This is a genomic window from Pseudomonas aylmerensis (genome assembly GCF_001702265.1).
Lineage (GTDB): Bacteria > Pseudomonadota > Gammaproteobacteria > Pseudomonadales > Pseudomonadaceae > Aquipseudomonas > Aquipseudomonas aylmerensis.
The window spans coordinates 1-17,534 of the sequence record NZ_MAUE01000006.1; the positions used below are offsets into that span (position 1 = coordinate 1).

Here is a 17,534-nt window from a genome sequence, read left to right on the forward strand (position 1 = left end):
TGTCGGTGAGCAGCAGTTGCGCGCGGCTGTCCTGCATCATGTACAGCAGGCGGTCGCGGGGGTATTCGATATCCAGCGGCACATACACCCCGCCCGCTTTCATTACCGCAAGGAACGCCACCATGATCTCGGCACTGCGCGGCATGGCGATGGCCACGCGCACTTCCGGGCCGACACCGCGGGCGATCAGCGCATGGGCCAGGCGGTTGGCCTGGCGATCCAGCTCGCCGTAGGTCAGGGTTTGCGCATCAAACTTGACCGCCACCGCAGCAGGATTTTCCCGCGCACGATCCGCTACCAACTCGTGCACCAGGCGCTGGGCCGAGAAACCGGAACCCGTGCGGTCCCACAGTTGCAGGATCTGTTGGCGCTCATCCGGGTCAAGCAGGTTCAACTGGCCGATACTCTGCTGTTGATCCTCGACCATGCCTTGCAACAGGTTCTGCCAGTGGCGCGCCATGCGCTCGATGGTCGAGGCATTGAACAGGTCGGTGGCGTAACCCAGGGTCGCCCAAAGACTGTCGGTGCCCTCGTGCACATCCAGGTCGAGGTCGAAATGGGCCGTGTGACTTTCCCACTCCAGCCCTTCGACGCGCAGCGCCGATAATTGATGTTCGCTGCCGCCCAGGCGTGCTTCGGTCTGGTGGTTGAACATCACCTGGAACAGCGGGTTGAGGCTCAGGCTGCGTTCGGGCTGCAACGCCTCCACCAACTGTTCGAACGGCAGGTCCTGGTGATCCTGGGCCTCCAGCGCCCGCTGGCGCGCCTGCTGCAACAGTTGCGTGACCGTAGTCTGCTCATCGATATCGGCCTTGAGCACCTGGGTGTTGACGAAGAAGCCGATCAGCCGCTCGGTTTCGACCCGGTTGCGGTTGGCAATCGGCACACCGACGCGCACGTCTTCCTGGCCGCTGTAGCGGTGCATCAACGCCTGGAACGAGGCCAGCAACAGCATGAACACGGTCACGCCTTCGCGTTGCGCCAGGCCCTTGAGGTCCGCGACCAGTGCGCACGGCAATTGCACAAACAGACGCGCACCGCGATGGCTTTGCTCGGCTGGGCGCTGATGGTCGAACGGCAGTTCCAATACCGGTTGCTCGCCGCCCAGCAAACCTTGCCAGTAGGCCAACTGCCGGGCTTTTTCACCCGCGTCCATCCACTCGCGCTGCCACCGGGCGTAATCCGCGTACTGGATCGGCAAGGCCGGCAGTTGCAGTGACTGGCCCTGGCTGTAGGCGCTGTACAACTGCACCAGCTCATCGACCATGATCTGCATCGACCAACCGTCGGAGACGATATGGTGCTGCACCAGCACCAACACATGCTCGTTCTCACTCAGGCGCAGCAAGCGGGTCCTGAGCAACGGGCCGGCGAGCAAGTCGAACGGGCGGGCTATTTCAGCTTCCACCTGGGCCTTGAGACTGGCCTCATCGGTTTGCACCACGGTGATCTCAACCCTGGCCTGTGGCGCAATCACCTGCAGCGTTTGCGCGTCGTCCTGCTGCAAATGCGTGCGCAGGCTGGCATGGCGTGCCACCAGGCTATCGAAGCTGCGTTGCAGCGCGTCGAGGTCCAATTGGCCCTTGAGGCGCAAGGCACTGGGCACATGGTAAGCGGCGCTGTCGGGGTCCAGCAGCCACAGGAACCACTGGCGCTCCTGGGCGTAGGACAACACCAGCGGCAGCTCTCGGGACGCCGGCACCAGCGCTGGCGCGGTCGATCCGCCCCGCTTGCCCTCGGTATGCAGGGCTGCGACAAAGCCGTCCAGGCGCGGTTGCTCGAACAGCACGCGCAGCGGCAACTCGATCCCCAGGTTATGCCGCAGGCGCGACGCCACTTGCATGGCCAGCAACGAATGGCCGCCTCGTTCGAAGAAGTGGTCGGTAAGGCCAATGCGCTCGGCACCGAGGATATCCGCCCAGATTGCCGCGACCTGCTGCTCCAGCACGGTGACCGGCGCCACCCAATGCGGCGTCGCGTGGCTTGCCTCCGGACGCGGCAAGGCCTGGCGGTCGAGCTTGCCGTTGGGGCTCAGTGGCAGGGCCTGCAGGAACATGAAATGCGCCGGCACCATGTAGTCCGGCAGTTCATCGCGCAATGCGCTGCGAATCTGCTCACGCAGCGCATCCTGCTCGGACGCCACCTGCGACGTGACCACGTAGGCGATGAGTTGCTGGTCGGCCGCAATCACCAAGGCTTCGCGCACGCCCTCCTGTGCCAGCAGGCGGGACTCGATCTCGCCGAGTTCGATACGGAAGCCACGCACCTTGACCTGGTGGTCGATGCGCCCGATGTACTCGATCACACCATCGGCACGATAACGCGCCAGGTCACCGGTGCGGTACAGGCGGCCGCCACCTGCGGGGTCGAAAGGGTCGGGAATAAAGCGCTCGGCGCTCAAGGCGGCGCGATTGAAATACCCGCGCGCCAGCAGCGGTCCGCCAATCACCAGCTCACCGGCCACGCCCACGGGCACCGGGTTGAGGCTGGCATCCAGCAGATAGATCGCGCGCCCCTCAAGCACACGACCAATCGGCATCATTTGCGTCACGGCTTCGCTGCCATCCACATAGCCTGCGCAATCCAGGGCCGTGACCGTGACGGTCGCCTCGGTAGGACCGTAGGTGTTGAGCAGGCGGACATGGCCCAGCCCGGCCTCGCGCCACGACGCCAGCCCTTCCGGCGGCATGGCCTCGCCCCCCGCATGCACCTGGCGCAGACGTGCGTAATCACGTACGCCACGCTCGGCAAAGTCACGGGCGATCAGGTGCCAATACGCGGTGGTCAGGTCGACCACCGAGATCTCATGTTCGATCAGTTGCGTGTAGAAGGTGTCGCTGTCCCACAGCTCGCCGCCCCGCACCACCACGCCAGCGCCGCAGCACAGCGCCGGATAGAGTTGCTCGACGAAACCGTCGAAGTTGAACGTACCGAACTGCAGTACACGGTCGGCGGCAGTCAGGTCGAATACATCGATAAACACCTCGACGTGCCGCGCCAGGGAGGCCTGGTCAATCCCGACGCCCTTGGGCCGCCCGGTCGAACCGGAGGTGAACATCAGGTAGGCCAGGTTGGAGGCGAACGCACGCGCCGGTGGATTGCTCGACGGGTACTCGGCCAGCCATTCCGGGTCGGACTCCAGGCAGATCAACGTGAGGTCCGCGGTGATCGGCAAGCGCTCGAGCAAGGGCTGCTGGGTCAGCAACAGCTGCAAGCCGCTGTCTTCGATCATGCATTGCAGACGATCGCGTGGGTATTGCGGGTCCAGCGGCACATAGGCGCCACCGGCCTTGAGCACGGCCAGCAGCGCGACGATCATTTCCAGCGAGCGGTCCACGGCCACGCCGACCAGGCTGTCGGCGCCCACGCCCTGCTCGATCAGCCGGTGCGCCAGGCGGTTGGCGCGCCGGTTGAGGTCGGCGTAATCCATGCGCCGCTGATCCATGATCAACGCGACCGCCTCGGGCCGGCTGGCCACCTGCTGCTCGAATTTGCTCAATACGCTGCCGTGGGCGGCCCGCGCCGGTTGCGGCGGGTTCCACTCATAAAGCATCTGCGCCTGCTCGCTGCTGCCCAGGATCGGCAGGTCGGCGACACACTGTCGGGCAGCGCCAGCCACGCTCTTGAGCAGGTTCTGCCAGTGCCCGGCGAAGCGCTGCAAGGTGCTCGCGTCGAACAACGCGGTGGCGTAGGTCAGCGAGGCCAACAGGCCATCGGCGGACTCCTCGGTGTCCAGGCTCAGGTCGAAATGGGCGGTGTGGCTGTCCCATTCCAGCCCCTGCACCTGCAGGCCCGGCACGTGTTGCCCGGCGCGATTGGCCTGGGCATCCGACTGGTGGTTGAACATCACCTGGAACAGCGGGTTGTGGCTCAGGCTGCGCTCGGGTTGCAGGGCCTCGACCAATTGCTCGAACGGCAGGTCCTGGTGGTCTTGCGCGCCCAGCGCCTGTTCCTTGACCTGTTGCAACAGCTGGGCAAAGGTCATGTGCCCGTCGATCTCGGCCCTGAGCACCTGGGTGTTGACGAAGAAGCCGATCAGTTGCTCGGTTTCCAGGCGGTTGCGGTTGGCGATAGGCACACCGACACGGATATCCGCCTGGCCGGTGTAGCGGTACAACAAGGCCTGGAAAGACGCGAGCAGCACCATGAACATCGTCACGCCTTCGCGCTGTGCCAGGGCGCGCAGGCCCTCGACCACGCCGGGCTCGACACGCAGGTCCAGGCGCGCACCGTCATAGCGCTGCAAGGCCGGGCGCGGACGATCCAGCGGCAACTCCAGCACCGGCTGCACATCGCCCAGGCGGGCACGCCAGTAGGCCAGCTGGCGTTGTTTCTCGCCCGCCTCCATCCAGCTGCGCTGCCACTGCGCGTAGTCGGCGTATTGAATCGGCAGTGCCGGCAGCTGCGGGTCGAGGCCCTGGCTGTAACCGGCGTAGAGACTCACCAGCTCATCGACCATGACCTGCATCGACCAGGCATCCGACACAATGTGATGCTGCACCAGCACCAGCACATGTTCGCGCTCGCTCAGTTGCAGCAGGGTGATACGCAGCAACGGGCCGGCCTGCAGGTCGAAGGGCCGGGCGATTTCTGTCTCTACCAGCCTTTGCAATTCAGCGGCGGTGGCCGAACCCAGGCGCCGGTGCTCGATAACCGGGCGGGCTTGTTCGAGCACACGTTGAACGGTCTGCTGCACATCGGCTAAAAACACTGTGCGCAGCGTTTCATGGCGCTGCACCAGTGTATCGAAAGCCCGTTGCAAGGCCCCGTGGTCGAGTGTGCCCAGCAGGCGCAGCGCGGCGGGAATGTGATAGGCCGCGCTGTCGGGTTCCAACTGCCAGAGGAACCACTGGCGCTCCTGGGCATACGACAACGGCAACGGCCGTTCACGATCGGCCCGCGGGATCTGCGCCACCTCGGCGCCCGCCTCCCCCAGCCCACGCACGAAGGCGCCCAGCACCGGTTGTTCGAACAGGCTTTTGAGCGCCACCTCGATCCCCAGCGCCTGGCGGACACGCGACACCACGCGGGTCGCCAGCAGCGAGTGCCCACCGAGTTCGAAGAAGTGGTCTTCCAGGCCCACCTGCGGCGTGCCCAATACGTCCGCCCAGATGGCCGCGACCTGGCTCTCGCGCTCGCTGACCGGCGCCACATAGCGTTTTTGCAGCAGGCTGGCGTCCGGTTTCGGCAGCGCCTTGCGGTCCAGCTTGCCATTGGGTGTCAGCGGCAGGCGCAACAGGAATTGCATGTGTGCCGGCACCATGTAGTCCGGCAGTACCTCACGCAACGCGACCTTGCACCGCTCGCGCAACGCGCCTTGATCGGCCTCAGGCGTCGGGGTGTCGGTCACCAGGTAGGCCAGCAACTGGTCGTTCTCGGCTACCACAACCGCTTCGCGAATGCGGCTCTGCTCGCGCAGGCACGCCTCAATCTCGCCCAGCTCGATCCGGAAACCGCGCACCTTGACCTGATGATCGACGCGGCCGATGTACTCGACCACGCCATCCGCGCGATAGCGCGCCAGGTCACCGGTGCGATACAGGCGTTCGCCGTTGCCGGCAAAGGGGTTGGGCACGAAGCGCTCGGCAGTCATCGCCGCCCGGCCGAGGTAACCACGGGCCAGGCCGACCCCGCCGATCAACAGTTCGCCGGCAGCGCCGACCGGGCACGGGGTGAGGTCGGCGTTGAGAATGAACAAGGCGGTATTGGCGATTGGCCGACCGACAAACGGCAGCGGCTCGACCAGCTTATGGGCGGCCGACCAGATGGTGGTTTCGGTCGGGCCGTACAGGTTCCACACCGTACCCTGCTGGGCCAGCATGCGCTCGGCCAGGTCGGCCGGCAGCGCCTCGCCGCCGCACAGGCACTTGACCCCGTGCAGCAAGGTGCGGCGCTCGCTGTCCAGGAGCATGCGCCAGGTTGATGGCGTGGCCTGCACCACGTTGATTGCCTCGCGCTGCACCCGGTCGAGGATCGCCTCGGGGTCCAGCGACACGTCCTTGTCGGCCAGCACCACGGTCGCGCCTACTGCCAGCGGCACGTAGAGTTCCAGGGCAAAGATGTCGAACGAGAACGTGGTCAACGACAACAGGCGCGCGTCGGCGCCGATGGCCAGGGTCTCCGCCATGCCGTGGGTGAAACTGCTCAGCGCGCCATGGCGCACCATCACGCCCTTGGGCTTGCCGGTGGAGCCGGAGGTGTAAATCACATACGCCAGGTGCTCGCCGGTCAGCTCGACGTCAGGGTTGGCGTGGCTGTAGCGCGCGTCTTCCTGCGCGTCCATGAACAGCACGTGCTGGTCGGCGGCCAGCGGCAGCCGCGTGTGCAGTTCGCCAGCGGTCAGCAACACGCGGGCACGGCTGTCTTCGAGCATGAAGGCCAGGCGGTCGGCCGGGAACTGTGGATCGAGCGGTACGTAGGCGCCGCCGGCCTTGAGCGTGGCGAGCAATGCCAGCACCATCTCGACCGAACGGTCCAGTGCCACCGCCACCAGCACGTCAGGGCCCACACCCGCTGCGCGCAGGCGATGGGCCAGGCCGTTGGCGCGCCGGTTCAACTCGCCGTAGCTGAGCGCCTGGCCGTTGCACACCAGTGCCGTGGAATCAGGCCGCGCCTGGGCCTGGGCTTCCAGCAGGCGGTGCACGCCCACGTCGTGGGCGAAGGTTTTGTGCGTGTGGTTCCAGCCGTGTACCAGTTGCTGCCACTGGTCATCGTCCAGCAACGGCAGCTCGCCGACACGGCCACCGCAATCCTTGGCCACCGCTTGCAGCAACCGGTGCCAATGGGCGAGGAAACGCTCAAGGCTCGGCGCGTCGAACAGGTCGGTGGCGTAGGTCAGCGAGGCCTGGATGCCGTCGGCCGATTCCTGGGTGTCGAGGTTGAGGTCAAATTGCGCGGTCTTGCTGTCCCACTCCAACCCTTGCACCTGCAGGCCCGTGACGCTGCCAGCACCGCGCTGGGTGTCGGTCTGGTGATTGAACATCACCTGGAACAACGGGTTGTAGCTCAGGCTGCGTTCCGGCTGCAGGGCTTCCACCAACTGCTCGAACGGCAAGTCCTGATGGGCCTGGGCGTCGACGGCGCGCTGCCGGGTTTGCTGCAGCAGGTCGCGAAAGGTCATCTGGCCGTCGATATCGGCCTTGAGGATTTGCGTGTTGACGAAAAAGCCGATCAGGCGCTCGGTTTCCACCCGATTGCGGTTGGCCACCGGCACGCCGATGCGGATGTCGTTCTGGCCGGTATAGCGATGCAGCACTGCCTGGAACGATGCCAGCAACAGCATGAACAGGGTCACCCCTTCGCGCTGTGCCAGGGTCTTGAGACCCGCGACCAGCGAGGCTTCCAGTGTCAGGTCGAGGCGCGCGCCCCGGTAGCTCTGCACCGCCGGCCGTGGGCGGTCCATGGGCATTTCCAGCACCGGCTGTTCACCGTCGAGCAGGCCTTGCCAATAGCCCAATTGACGCTCGCGCTCGCCGGCTTCCATCCAGCTGCGTTGCCACAGCGCGTAGTCGGCATACTGGATCGGCAAGGCCGGCAGTTGCGGGTCGTGGCCCTGCACGTGGGCGGCGTACAACTGCACCAGTTCGTCGACCATCACCTGCATCGACCAGCCATCGGAGACGATGTGATGCTGCACCAGCACCAGCACATGTTCCTGCGGCGCCAAGCGCAGCAGCTTGACCCGCAACAGCGGGCCTTGCTGCAAATCGAACGGCTGGTCGATCTCGGCCTCGACCAGCGCCTTGAGTTCTGACTCCTGGGCATCGACCCGCGCAATGTCGACCCGCACCTGGTCGGCGATGACCTGCAAGGCGCTGTCGCCGTCCTCCTGCAAATGCGTGCGCAGGCTCTCATGGCGCTTGACCAGCGCGTCAAAGCTGCGCTGCAACGCGGCCACGTCGAGGTGGCCGGTCAGGCGCAACGCCCGGGGTACGTGATAGGCGGTGCTCTGCGGCTCCAGCTGCCACAGAAACCACTGCCGCTCCTGCGCATAAGAGAGTCGAAGCGGCTCGCCTTCCTGGCGCTTGAAAACCGGGGCAATCTCAAACAGGTTGATGCCTTGCTGCTTGAGCATTACCGCCAACGCTTTCTTCTGTTGCGCAGAAAGTGAACCTACCGACTCGATTAATGCTTGCACGCCACGCCCCTCAGGAAATCAATTTATCCAAATCTTCTGCTGATAGACGTTTGAGGGCCTCCAAGGATTTAGCCAATGCGTCCTGCACCGGCGAATTATTTGTCTGCTGCGCCGCCACGTAGGCGCTGAGATCGGCCAGGGTCGGGGTGGTGAAGATCGATTTCACATCGAACTCGGCGTGCAATTGCTCGCGCAGGCGCACCACCACCTGCGTCGCCAGCAGTGAATGCCCGCCCAGTTCGAAGAAGTTGTCGTTCAGGCCCACCCGCTCCACGTCGAGTACCTCGGCCCAGATGGCGGCGATCTGCTGCTCCAACTCGCTGGACGGCGCCACGTAGGCGCGTGCCTGCAGGTTGGCATCGGCCTTGGGCAGCGCCTTGCGGTCGAGCTTGCCGTTGGGGCTCAGCGGCATCTGCTCCAGTAGCATCCACTGCGCAGGCACCATGTAGTCCGGCAGGTGCTGGGCCAGGTGTGCGCTGAGCACATCGCGCCAATCGTCGGCGGCGTCGTGCAGCACCAGGTAGCCGACCAGGTATTTGCCGTCGACAGCCAGTACGGCGGTCTCGCGGACCCAGTCGTGCTCCAGCAGGCGCGCTTCGATTTCGCCCAGCTCGATGCGCAGGCCGCGCAACTTGACTTGATGGTCGATCCGCCCGGCGTACTCGATCACGCCGTCTTCGCGGTAGCGTGCCAGGTCGCCGGTGCGGTACAGGCGCTCGCCGTCGACAAACGGATGCGCGATAAAGCGCTCGGCAGTCAGCGCGGGACGGCGATGGTAACCCCGCGCCAGGCCCACGCCACCCAGGTACAGCTCGCCGAGCACACCCACCGGCGCCGGCTCGAAGTTGTCGTCGAGGATGTAGCAACCGAGGTTGGCAATCGGACGCCCAATCGGCACCGCATCGCGGCCTTCATCGATGCAGGTCCAGTGGGTCACGTCGATGGCCGCCTCGGTCGGGCCGTACAGATTGTAGAGCCCGGCCTGCGGCAGTTTGGCGAACACCTGCTGCTGCGCATCCACCGGCAACGCCTCGCCGCTGCACACGATACGGTGCAAGGTGTGGCAGGTCGCAACCGCCGGATCCTGCAGGAATGCCTGCAGCATCGACGGCACAAAGTGCAGCGTGGTGACCTGCTCGGCATTGATCAGGTTGACCAGTTTGGCCGGATCGCGGTGATCCCCCGGCGCCGCGACCACCAGGCGCGCGCCGGTCATCAATGGCCAGAAGAACTCCCACACCGACACGTCGAAGCTGAACGGGGTCTTTTGCAGGACCGTGTCGCTGACATCCAGGCCATAGGCTTCCTGCATCCAGTGCAGACGGTTGGCCAGGGCCGAGTGACGGTTGCCGGCGCCTTTGGGCTGGCCAGTGGAGCCGGAGGTGTAGATCACATACGCGAGGTTTTCGCCGTCCAGCACGATGCCTGGGTTGCTGTCGCTGTAGTCTTCAAAGGCAGACTCGCCCAGTACCAAGGTTTCCAGGCTGGTGGGAATCGGCAGTTGCTCGCGCAAGTGCGCCTGGGTCAGCAGCAGCTTCACGCCACTGTCGTCGAGCATGTAGGCCAGGCGCTCGCGTGGGTACTCCGGGTCCAGCGGCACATAGGCGCCACCGGCCTTGAGCACCGCGAGCAGGCCGACCACCATCTCGACGCAACGCTCCACGGCCAGGCCGACCAGCACATCCGGGCCCACACCCGCCTCGATCAAGCGATGGGCCAGGCGATTGGCGCGACGGTTCAATTCGGCGTAGCTCAAGCGCTGCTCGGCGAATACCAGGGCCGGCGCGTCCGGCGTTCGCGTTACCTGCTGTTCAATCCGTTGATGCACACAGTCCTGCAGGGGATAGTCCCGCGCCGTGGCATTCCAGTCCCGCACGACTTGCTGGCGCTCGGCCGGGTCGAGCATGGCCAGCTCGCCAAGGTGTTGTTGCCCGCCCTGGAGCATGGCCTGCAGCAGGTTGACCAGGTGGCGCGCATAGCTGTGCACCATGGCCGCACTGAAGTGCGCGCGGGCAAAGCCGAACTGCACTGACAGCGTGTCGCCGACGTCCACCAGCACGGTCAGCGGGAAGCTGGTCTGCTCGTGGGAATGCGGCGTGCCGAAGCGAATGCCGCTGCCGCCGCTCTGTTCCAGGGCCTTGGATACCGGGTAGTTTTCGAACACCAGAATGTTGTCGAACAAGGCCTCGCCGCCCTGCCCGGCCCAGCGCTGGATGTCGTACAAGCCGGTGTGTTCATGCTCGCGCAGGGCCAGGTTCTGCGCCTGCACCGCTTGCAGCCAGTCGGCTACCGATTGCTGGCCCTCCACCGCGCTGATCACCGGCAAGGTGTTGATGAACAGGCCGACCTGTTGCTCCACCCCGGCCAATTCGGCCGGGCGCCCGGCCACGGTGGCGCCGAAGCACACCACCGCCTGCCCGCTGTGGCGTTGCAACAGGATCAGCCACGCCGCCTGAATCAAGGTATTGAGCGTGACCTTGTGGCTGCGCGCGAAAGATTCCAGGCGCGCGGTCAAGGCACGGTCCAGCTGCAGTTGATGCTCGCCATGCCCCTGCGCGGCCAGCGGCTGACTGCTGCCCAGGCGGGTCGGGGTGTGCAGCACGGCCAGTTGTTCACGCCAGAAGGTTTCGGTTGCCTGTGCGTCACGCTGTTGCAGCCAGCCGATGTAGTCGCGGTAACGCCCGCCGGCCTGCGGCACGGCGACGCCGGCATAACGTTGCAGCACTTCACCGAACAGCCGCGAATTGCTCCAGCCGTCCATCAGGATGTGGTGATTGGTGTAGATCAGCTCATGGCGTTGCTCATCGGTGCGCACCAGCACCAGGCGCACCAGCGGCGCCTTGGTCAGGTCAAACCCCTGGCGGCGCTGGGCCTCCTGCAGGTTCTGCAGCTCCAGCTCACGCTCAGGCATCGCTCGCCAATCAAGCACGTCGATCGGCAACCGCGCCTCGCGGTACACCACTTGGCATGGCCACTCCAGCTGCCCTTCCCAGAAGAAACCACTGCGCAGTACGTCATGAGCCTGCACGGTGGCATCCCAGGCATGCTGGAAGCGCGCCACGTCCAGGTTGTCGACGGTCACGCGGATCTGGTTGATGTAGTCGCCCGCGGCCTGTTCATACAAGGTGTGGAACAACATGCCCTGCTGCATCGGCGACAAGCTGTAGATGTCTTCGATGGCGTCTGCGGCCAGCGGCAAGGACTCCAACTGCGCCTGGTTGAGGCGCGACAACGGGAAGTCGCACGCCGTAAAGCCGCGGTTGCCAGGCGTGCAGCAATGCTCCACCAGGGCATTCAATTCCTCGGTATAGGCCACGCTCAGCGCCTGGATCGCGGCGGGGTCGAACATCAGCGGGCTGAAGGTCCAGCCCAGTTGCAGTTCACCGCCATACACCTGGCCGTTGAGCGTCAACCAGTTGCCCAATGGCGCCTCGGGGCTTTGTTCGGCGCCGGCGCTTTCTGCCGACGGGATGAACAGGCCGTCCGGCTGGTCGAAACTGGCGTCGATCTGGCCCAGGTAGTTGAAGGTGATGCGCGGCACCGGCAAGCCACTGAAGGCCTCGCGCGTGGCGTCATCGCCCAGGTAGCGCAGCGCGCCGAAGCCCAGGCCTTTGTCCGGGACAGCGCGCAGCTGTTGCTTGATCTGCTTGATCGACGTGGCAAGCGACTCGGCCGGGGTCAGGCGCACCGGGAACAGGCTGGTGAACCAGCCCAGGGTGCGGGTCAGGTCGATCTCGTCAAACAGGTCTTCACGGCCGTGCCCTTCCAGCTGGATCAGGCTCGAAGCGTGCCCGGTCCAGCGGCAGATCACGCGTGCCAGCGCGGTCAGCAGCAGGTCGTTGATCTGCGTGCGATAGGCCGTCGGCGCCTGCTGCAGCAGCTGCCGGGTGCGTTCGGCATCCAGTTGACTGATCACGGTCTGGGCCAGGCGGACGGGGCGCGCACCCTGTGGATCACGGCAAGGCAAGTCGGTCGGCAGGCCTTGCAGCTGTTGCAGCCAGAAGTCTTTCTCGGCACGGATCGATTCGCTGCGGGCATGAGCCTGCAGACGCTCGGCCCAGGCCTTGAACGACGAGGTCTTGGCCGGCAGCGATTGGTGGCGATACAGGCTCTGCAGGTCTTCGAGGAACACCCGCCAGGACACGCCGTCCACCACCAGGTGGTGCATGACCAAGAGCAGGCGCTGGGAACCGTCGGCCAGTTCGGCGAGAACCGCGCGCAACAACGGCCCCTGCTGCAGGTCGAGGCTGCGCTGGGCGTTTTCGCACAGGGCGGCCAGTTCATCGGCATCCTGCACACGGGCTTGCCACAGCACCGGCGTAACGGCTGCGGCATGCTCGGCCTGCCACCCCGCGGCGTGCGGGCTGAAGCGCAGGCGCAAGCCATCATGGTGCGCGATCAGCCCTTGCAAGGCCGTTTCCAGGCGGTCGCCCTCCATCACCTCGCGCGGGGTCAGCAGCAGTGACTGGTTCCAGTGGTGTTGCTCGGGCAATTGCATTCCGAAGAACAGTTGCTGGAACGGCAGCAACGGCGTCGTGCCCTGCACCGGCCCCTGGTCGATGACCTGGGCCACCTGCAACTGCGCCACCCGCGCCAGGCTGCGTACGGTCTGGTGCTGGAACAGCGCTTTGGCGGTGAAATGAATGCCGGCCGCCCGGGCGCGGCTGACCACTTGGATCGAAATGATCGAGTCGCCGCCGCGCTCGAAGAAGTTGTCGTTCAAGCCCACGTGCTCGATGCCCAGCACCTCGGCCCAGATCGCGGCAATCTGCTGCTCCAGGGCAGTGTGCGGCGCTTCGTATTGCTGCGTGGCCTCGGGCTTGGGCAGGGCCTTGCGGTCGAGCTTGCCGTTCGGGCTCAAGGGCATCTGGTCGAGTACCACCCACTGCGCCGGCACCATGTAGTCGGGCAGGTGCTGGGCCAGATGAGCACCGAGTACTTCGCGCCAATCATCGCCGGCGCTGTGCAACACCAGGTAGCCGACCAGGTATTTGCCGTCGACGGCCAGCACGGCGGCCTCGCGGACCCACTCGTGTTCGAGCAGGCGCGCTTCGATTTCACCCAGTTCGATACGCAAGCCGCGCAACTTGACCTGATGGTCGATACGCCCGGCGTACTCGATCACGCCGTCTGCGCGGTAGCGCGCGAGGTCGCCGGTGCGGTACAGGCGCTCGCTCTTGATGAACGGGTGGGCGATAAAGCGCTCGGCGGTAAGTGCCGGACGGCGGTGATACCCACGGGCCAGGCCAATGCCGCCCAGGTACAGCTCACCCAGCACGCCAACCGGTACAGGTTCGAAGTTGCTGTCGAGGATGTAGCACCCAAGGTTGGCAATCGGACGGCCTATCGGCACCGCATCGCGCTCTTCATCGATGCAGGTCCAGTGGGTCACGTCGATAGCTGCTTCGGTCGGGCCATACAGGTTGTAGAGCCCGGCCTGGGGCAGTTTGGCGAAGACTTGCTGCTGCGCATCCACCGGTAACGCTTCGCCGCTGCACACAATGCGCTGCAGGCTTTGGCAACTCGACACCGCCGGTTCCTGCAGGAATGCCTGCAGCATCGACGGCACAAAGTGCAGCGTGGTAATGCGCTCGGCATTGATCAGGCTGACCAGCCGGGCCGGATCGCGATGATCCCCCGGCGCGGCAACCACCAGACGCGAGCCGGTCATCAGCGGCCAGAAGAACTCCCACACCGAAACGTCGAAGCTGAACGGGGTCTTTTGCAGCACGCTGTCGCTGGCCTCCAGGCCATAGGCCTCCTGCATCCATTGCAGGCGGTTGAGCAATGCCGAATGACGGTTGCCGGCACCTTTGGGCTGGCCGGTGGAACCCGAGGTGTAGATCACGTAGGCGAGGTTTTCGCCGTCCAGCGCGATGCCTGGGTTGGTGTCGCTGTAGTCCTCAAAGTCGGACTCGCCCAGCACCAGCGTTTCCAGACCTTGGGGAATCGGCAACTGCTCACGCAGATGCGCCTGGGTCAGCAGCAGTTTCACCCCGCTGTCATCGAGCATGTAGGCCAGGCGCTCACGCGGATACTCCGGGTCCAGCGGCACATAGGCCCCACCGGCCTTGAGCACCGCGAGCAGGCCAACCACCATTTCAATGGAGCGCTCCACCGCCAGGCCGACCAGCACGTCAGGGCCGACACCGGCTTCGATCAGGCGATGGGCCAGGCGGTTGGCACGACGATTCAGTTCGGCATAGCTCAGGGACAGGTGGTTGAAGCGCACTGCCGGTGCGTCCGGCTGCGCCAGCACCTGCGCCTCGATCAGCTGATGCACCCACTGCCCTTGCGGATAATCGCGCGCGGTGGCGTTCCACTGGTCAAGCATCTGCTCGCGCTCGTTGGCGCTGAGGGTCGCCAGGTCCTGCACGGGCAACGCGCTGTTCGCCACGGCGGCACGCAGCAGGCTCAGCCAGTGCTCGGCCATGCGTGCCACGGTGGCGGCGCCGAACAGGTCGGTGGCGTAAGTCAGGGAGGCCCAGATCGCGTCGCCGCTCTCCTGGGTGTCCAGGCTCAGGTCGAACTGGGCGCTGTGGCTGTCCCATTCCAGGTGGGCCACGCGCAGGCCAGGAAATTGCTGTTCTGCTGTGTGTGAGTGGGCCTGGTGGTTGAACATCACCTGGAACAGCGGGTTGTGGCTCAGGCTGCGTTCCGGTTGCAGCGCCTCCACCAATTGCTCGAAGGGCAAGTCCTGATGAGCCTGGGCCTCCAGCGCGCGGCGCTTGGTGTGCTGCAGCAGTGCGGTAAAGGGCATGGCGCCGTCGACGTCGGCCTTGAGCACCTGGGTGTTGACGAAAAAGCCGATCAGCGACTCGGTCTCGACACGGTTGCGGTTGGCAATCGGCACGCCGACACGGATGTCCGATTGCCCGCTGTAGCGGTACAGGAAGGCCTGGAACGACGCCAGCAGCAACATGAACATCGTCACGCCTTCACGTTGGGCCAGGGCTTTCAAGCCTGCAACCAGGGCCGGTTCGAGCACGATGTCCTGGCGCGCGCCGCGAAAGCTCTGTTGCGCCGGGCGCGGCTGGTCGAACGGTAGCTCCAGCACCGGCTGCGCGCCGCTGAGCAGTTCGCGCCAGTAGTCCAATTGACGGGCCTTCTCCCCGGCCTCCATCCAGCGGCGCTGCCACAGCGCGTAGTCGGCATACTGGATCGGCAGCGGCGCCAGCACACAGTCCTGGCCCTGGCTGTAGGCGGCGTAGAGCTGCATCAACTCCTGCACCATCACGCCCATCGACCAGCCATCGGAGACGATATGGTGCTGCACCAGCACCAGCACGTGCTCGTCTTCGCTCACGGCGAGCAAGCTGACCCGCAACAATGGACCTTGCTGTAAATCGAAAGGCCGGGCGATTTCCGCTTCGACGCGGGACGTGAGCTGGGTCTCGTCGACTGCGCTTTCAGCGATCTCGATCACGGCGTGGGCCAGCACCTCCTGGGCACGCTCCTCGGCGTCCAGGTGCAGGCGCGTGCGCAGGCTTTCATGGCGCGCCACCAGCGTGTCGAAGCTGCGTTGCAGAGCGGCCTTGTCCAACTGGCCACTCAGGCGCAGGGCGCCGGGCACGTGATAGGCGGCGCTGTCCGGGTCCAGTTGCCAGAGAAACCACTGGCGCTCCTGGGCGTAGGACAATGGCAGCTTCTGGCCGTCCTCGCGGATCGAGGCAATCGGCAGTTGGGCGAAACTCATGCCACGGCTTTGCAGGCGCTGGTAAAACTGCTGGCGCTGTTCCAGAGGCAGGCGAAGAAAGCGCGAAACCAGATCGATATTAGGGTTGGAAAGCATGGGTCAAATCGCCTCTAGTTCGCTCAAAAAGTCACGAAGGTCATCAAAATCTTCCGCACTGCCGGCGCGGAAGGTGGCGGCGGCCTGTACGTAGGCACGCAGCGTTTCGGTCTGGAACACTTCCACCAGTGGCACTTCCAGGCCCAGTTCGGCCTGCACCCGCGAGGTGATCTGGATCGCCAGCAAGGAATGACCGCCGACTTCAAAGAAGTTGTCGTTCAGGCCCACTTGCGGCAGGCGCAGCACCTCGGCCCAGATCGCGGCGATCTGTTGTTCCAGCTCGCTTTCGGGGGCCACATAGGCCTGTTGCAGCAGGCTTGCATCCGGCTCGGGCAACCCCTTGCGGTCGAGCTTGCCGTTGGGGGTCAGCGGCATCTGCGCGAGGAACATGAAGTGCGTCGGCACCATGTAGTCCGGCAGGCGGGTTTTCAGGGCGCGGCGCAGGCTGTCGCGGAACTCGGCCTGATCGGCCAGGTTGGCGTCGGCCGGCACCACATAGGCCACCAGCTGTTTGCCGGTCGGGCCTTCCTGGGCCACCACCACGGTTTCGCCGACGTTGTCCTGCTCACGCAGGCGCGCTTCGATCTCGCCCAGTTCGATGCGGAAGCCACGGATTTTCACCTGATGGTCGACGCGACCGAGGTAGTCCACCACGCCATCCGGGCGCCCACGGGTCAGGTCACCGCTGCGGTACACGCGGCTACCCGGTTTGCCGAAGGGGTCCGGCACGAAGCGCTCGGCGGTAAGTGCCGGACGCTCCAGGTAACCGCGCGCCACGCCCTCGCCGCCCAGGTACAGCTCGCCGGCGACACCGACCGGCTGCAGGTTGAGCTGCGCGTCGAGCACATAGCCGCTGCGATTGCCCAACAGCGTGCCAATCGGTGCATAGACCGCGCCGCACGGGTCACCCTTGCGTGCTTTCCACAGCAGTGGCGTAACCACCGTTTCCGTCGGGCCGTAGCCGTTGAACAGGTAGGTCGGCTTGAGTGCGCGCCAGGCTAGGTCATAGCTCGCCTGCGCCACGGCGTCACCGCCGAAGCAGTACACACGGACTTTCGGAGGATTACCGTCGCGCTCGGCATGTTCGGCCAGCTGTTGCAGGTACACCGGCGGGAACACGGCCATGGTCACGTTGTGACGGTGCATCTGTTCGTAGGTGTACTCGGGCAGCCACAGGCTGTCATCGCGGATCAGCACGCTCGCGCCGTTGATCAACGGGTGCATCCAGCCTTCGTGGGAGCCGTCGAAGGCGAACGACATGAAGTGCAATTCGCAATCGGCCGGCGAGGTTTCATAACGCTCGCCGGTGGCGATGATGTGCGCCACCAACGGGCCGTGGGACACCGCCACGCCCTTGGGCATGCCGGTGGAGCCGGAGGTGTAGATCACGTAGGCGAGGTTGTCGCCGTCCAGCTTCACATCGGGTGCCGTGTCGCTGAACCCCGCCCACTCCTCAGTGCGATCAATCGCCAGGCTGGTCAATCCTGCCGGGATCGGCAGTTGCTGCAACGCTCGGCTGTCGGTGAGCAGCAGTTGCGCGCGGCTGTCCTGCATCATGTACAGCAGGCGGTCGCGGGGGTATTCGATATCCAGCGGCACATACAC

At 65.2% G+C, this 17,534-nt stretch carries 3 protein-coding genes; all 3 read right to left on the minus strand.

Annotated features, from left to right (window positions below):
* Positions 1–8,137 (minus strand): non-ribosomal peptide synthetase (locus tag BBG20_RS05300; RefSeq protein WP_226945039.1); only part of this gene is annotated, 8,137 nt, incomplete at its 3' end.
* A 10-nt stretch (positions 8,138–8,147) separates the two neighbouring features.
* Positions 8,148–15,929: a non-ribosomal peptide synthetase gene (locus tag BBG20_RS05305; RefSeq protein WP_065900905.1), complete on the minus strand. Its 7,782-nt coding sequence runs from the start codon at positions 15,927–15,929 to the stop codon at positions 8,148–8,150.
* Between the two features lie 3 nt (positions 15,930–15,932).
* Positions 15,933–17,534: amino acid adenylation domain-containing protein (locus BBG20_RS05310; RefSeq protein WP_141697262.1), on the minus strand; the 1,602-nt coding region annotated here is incomplete at its 5' end.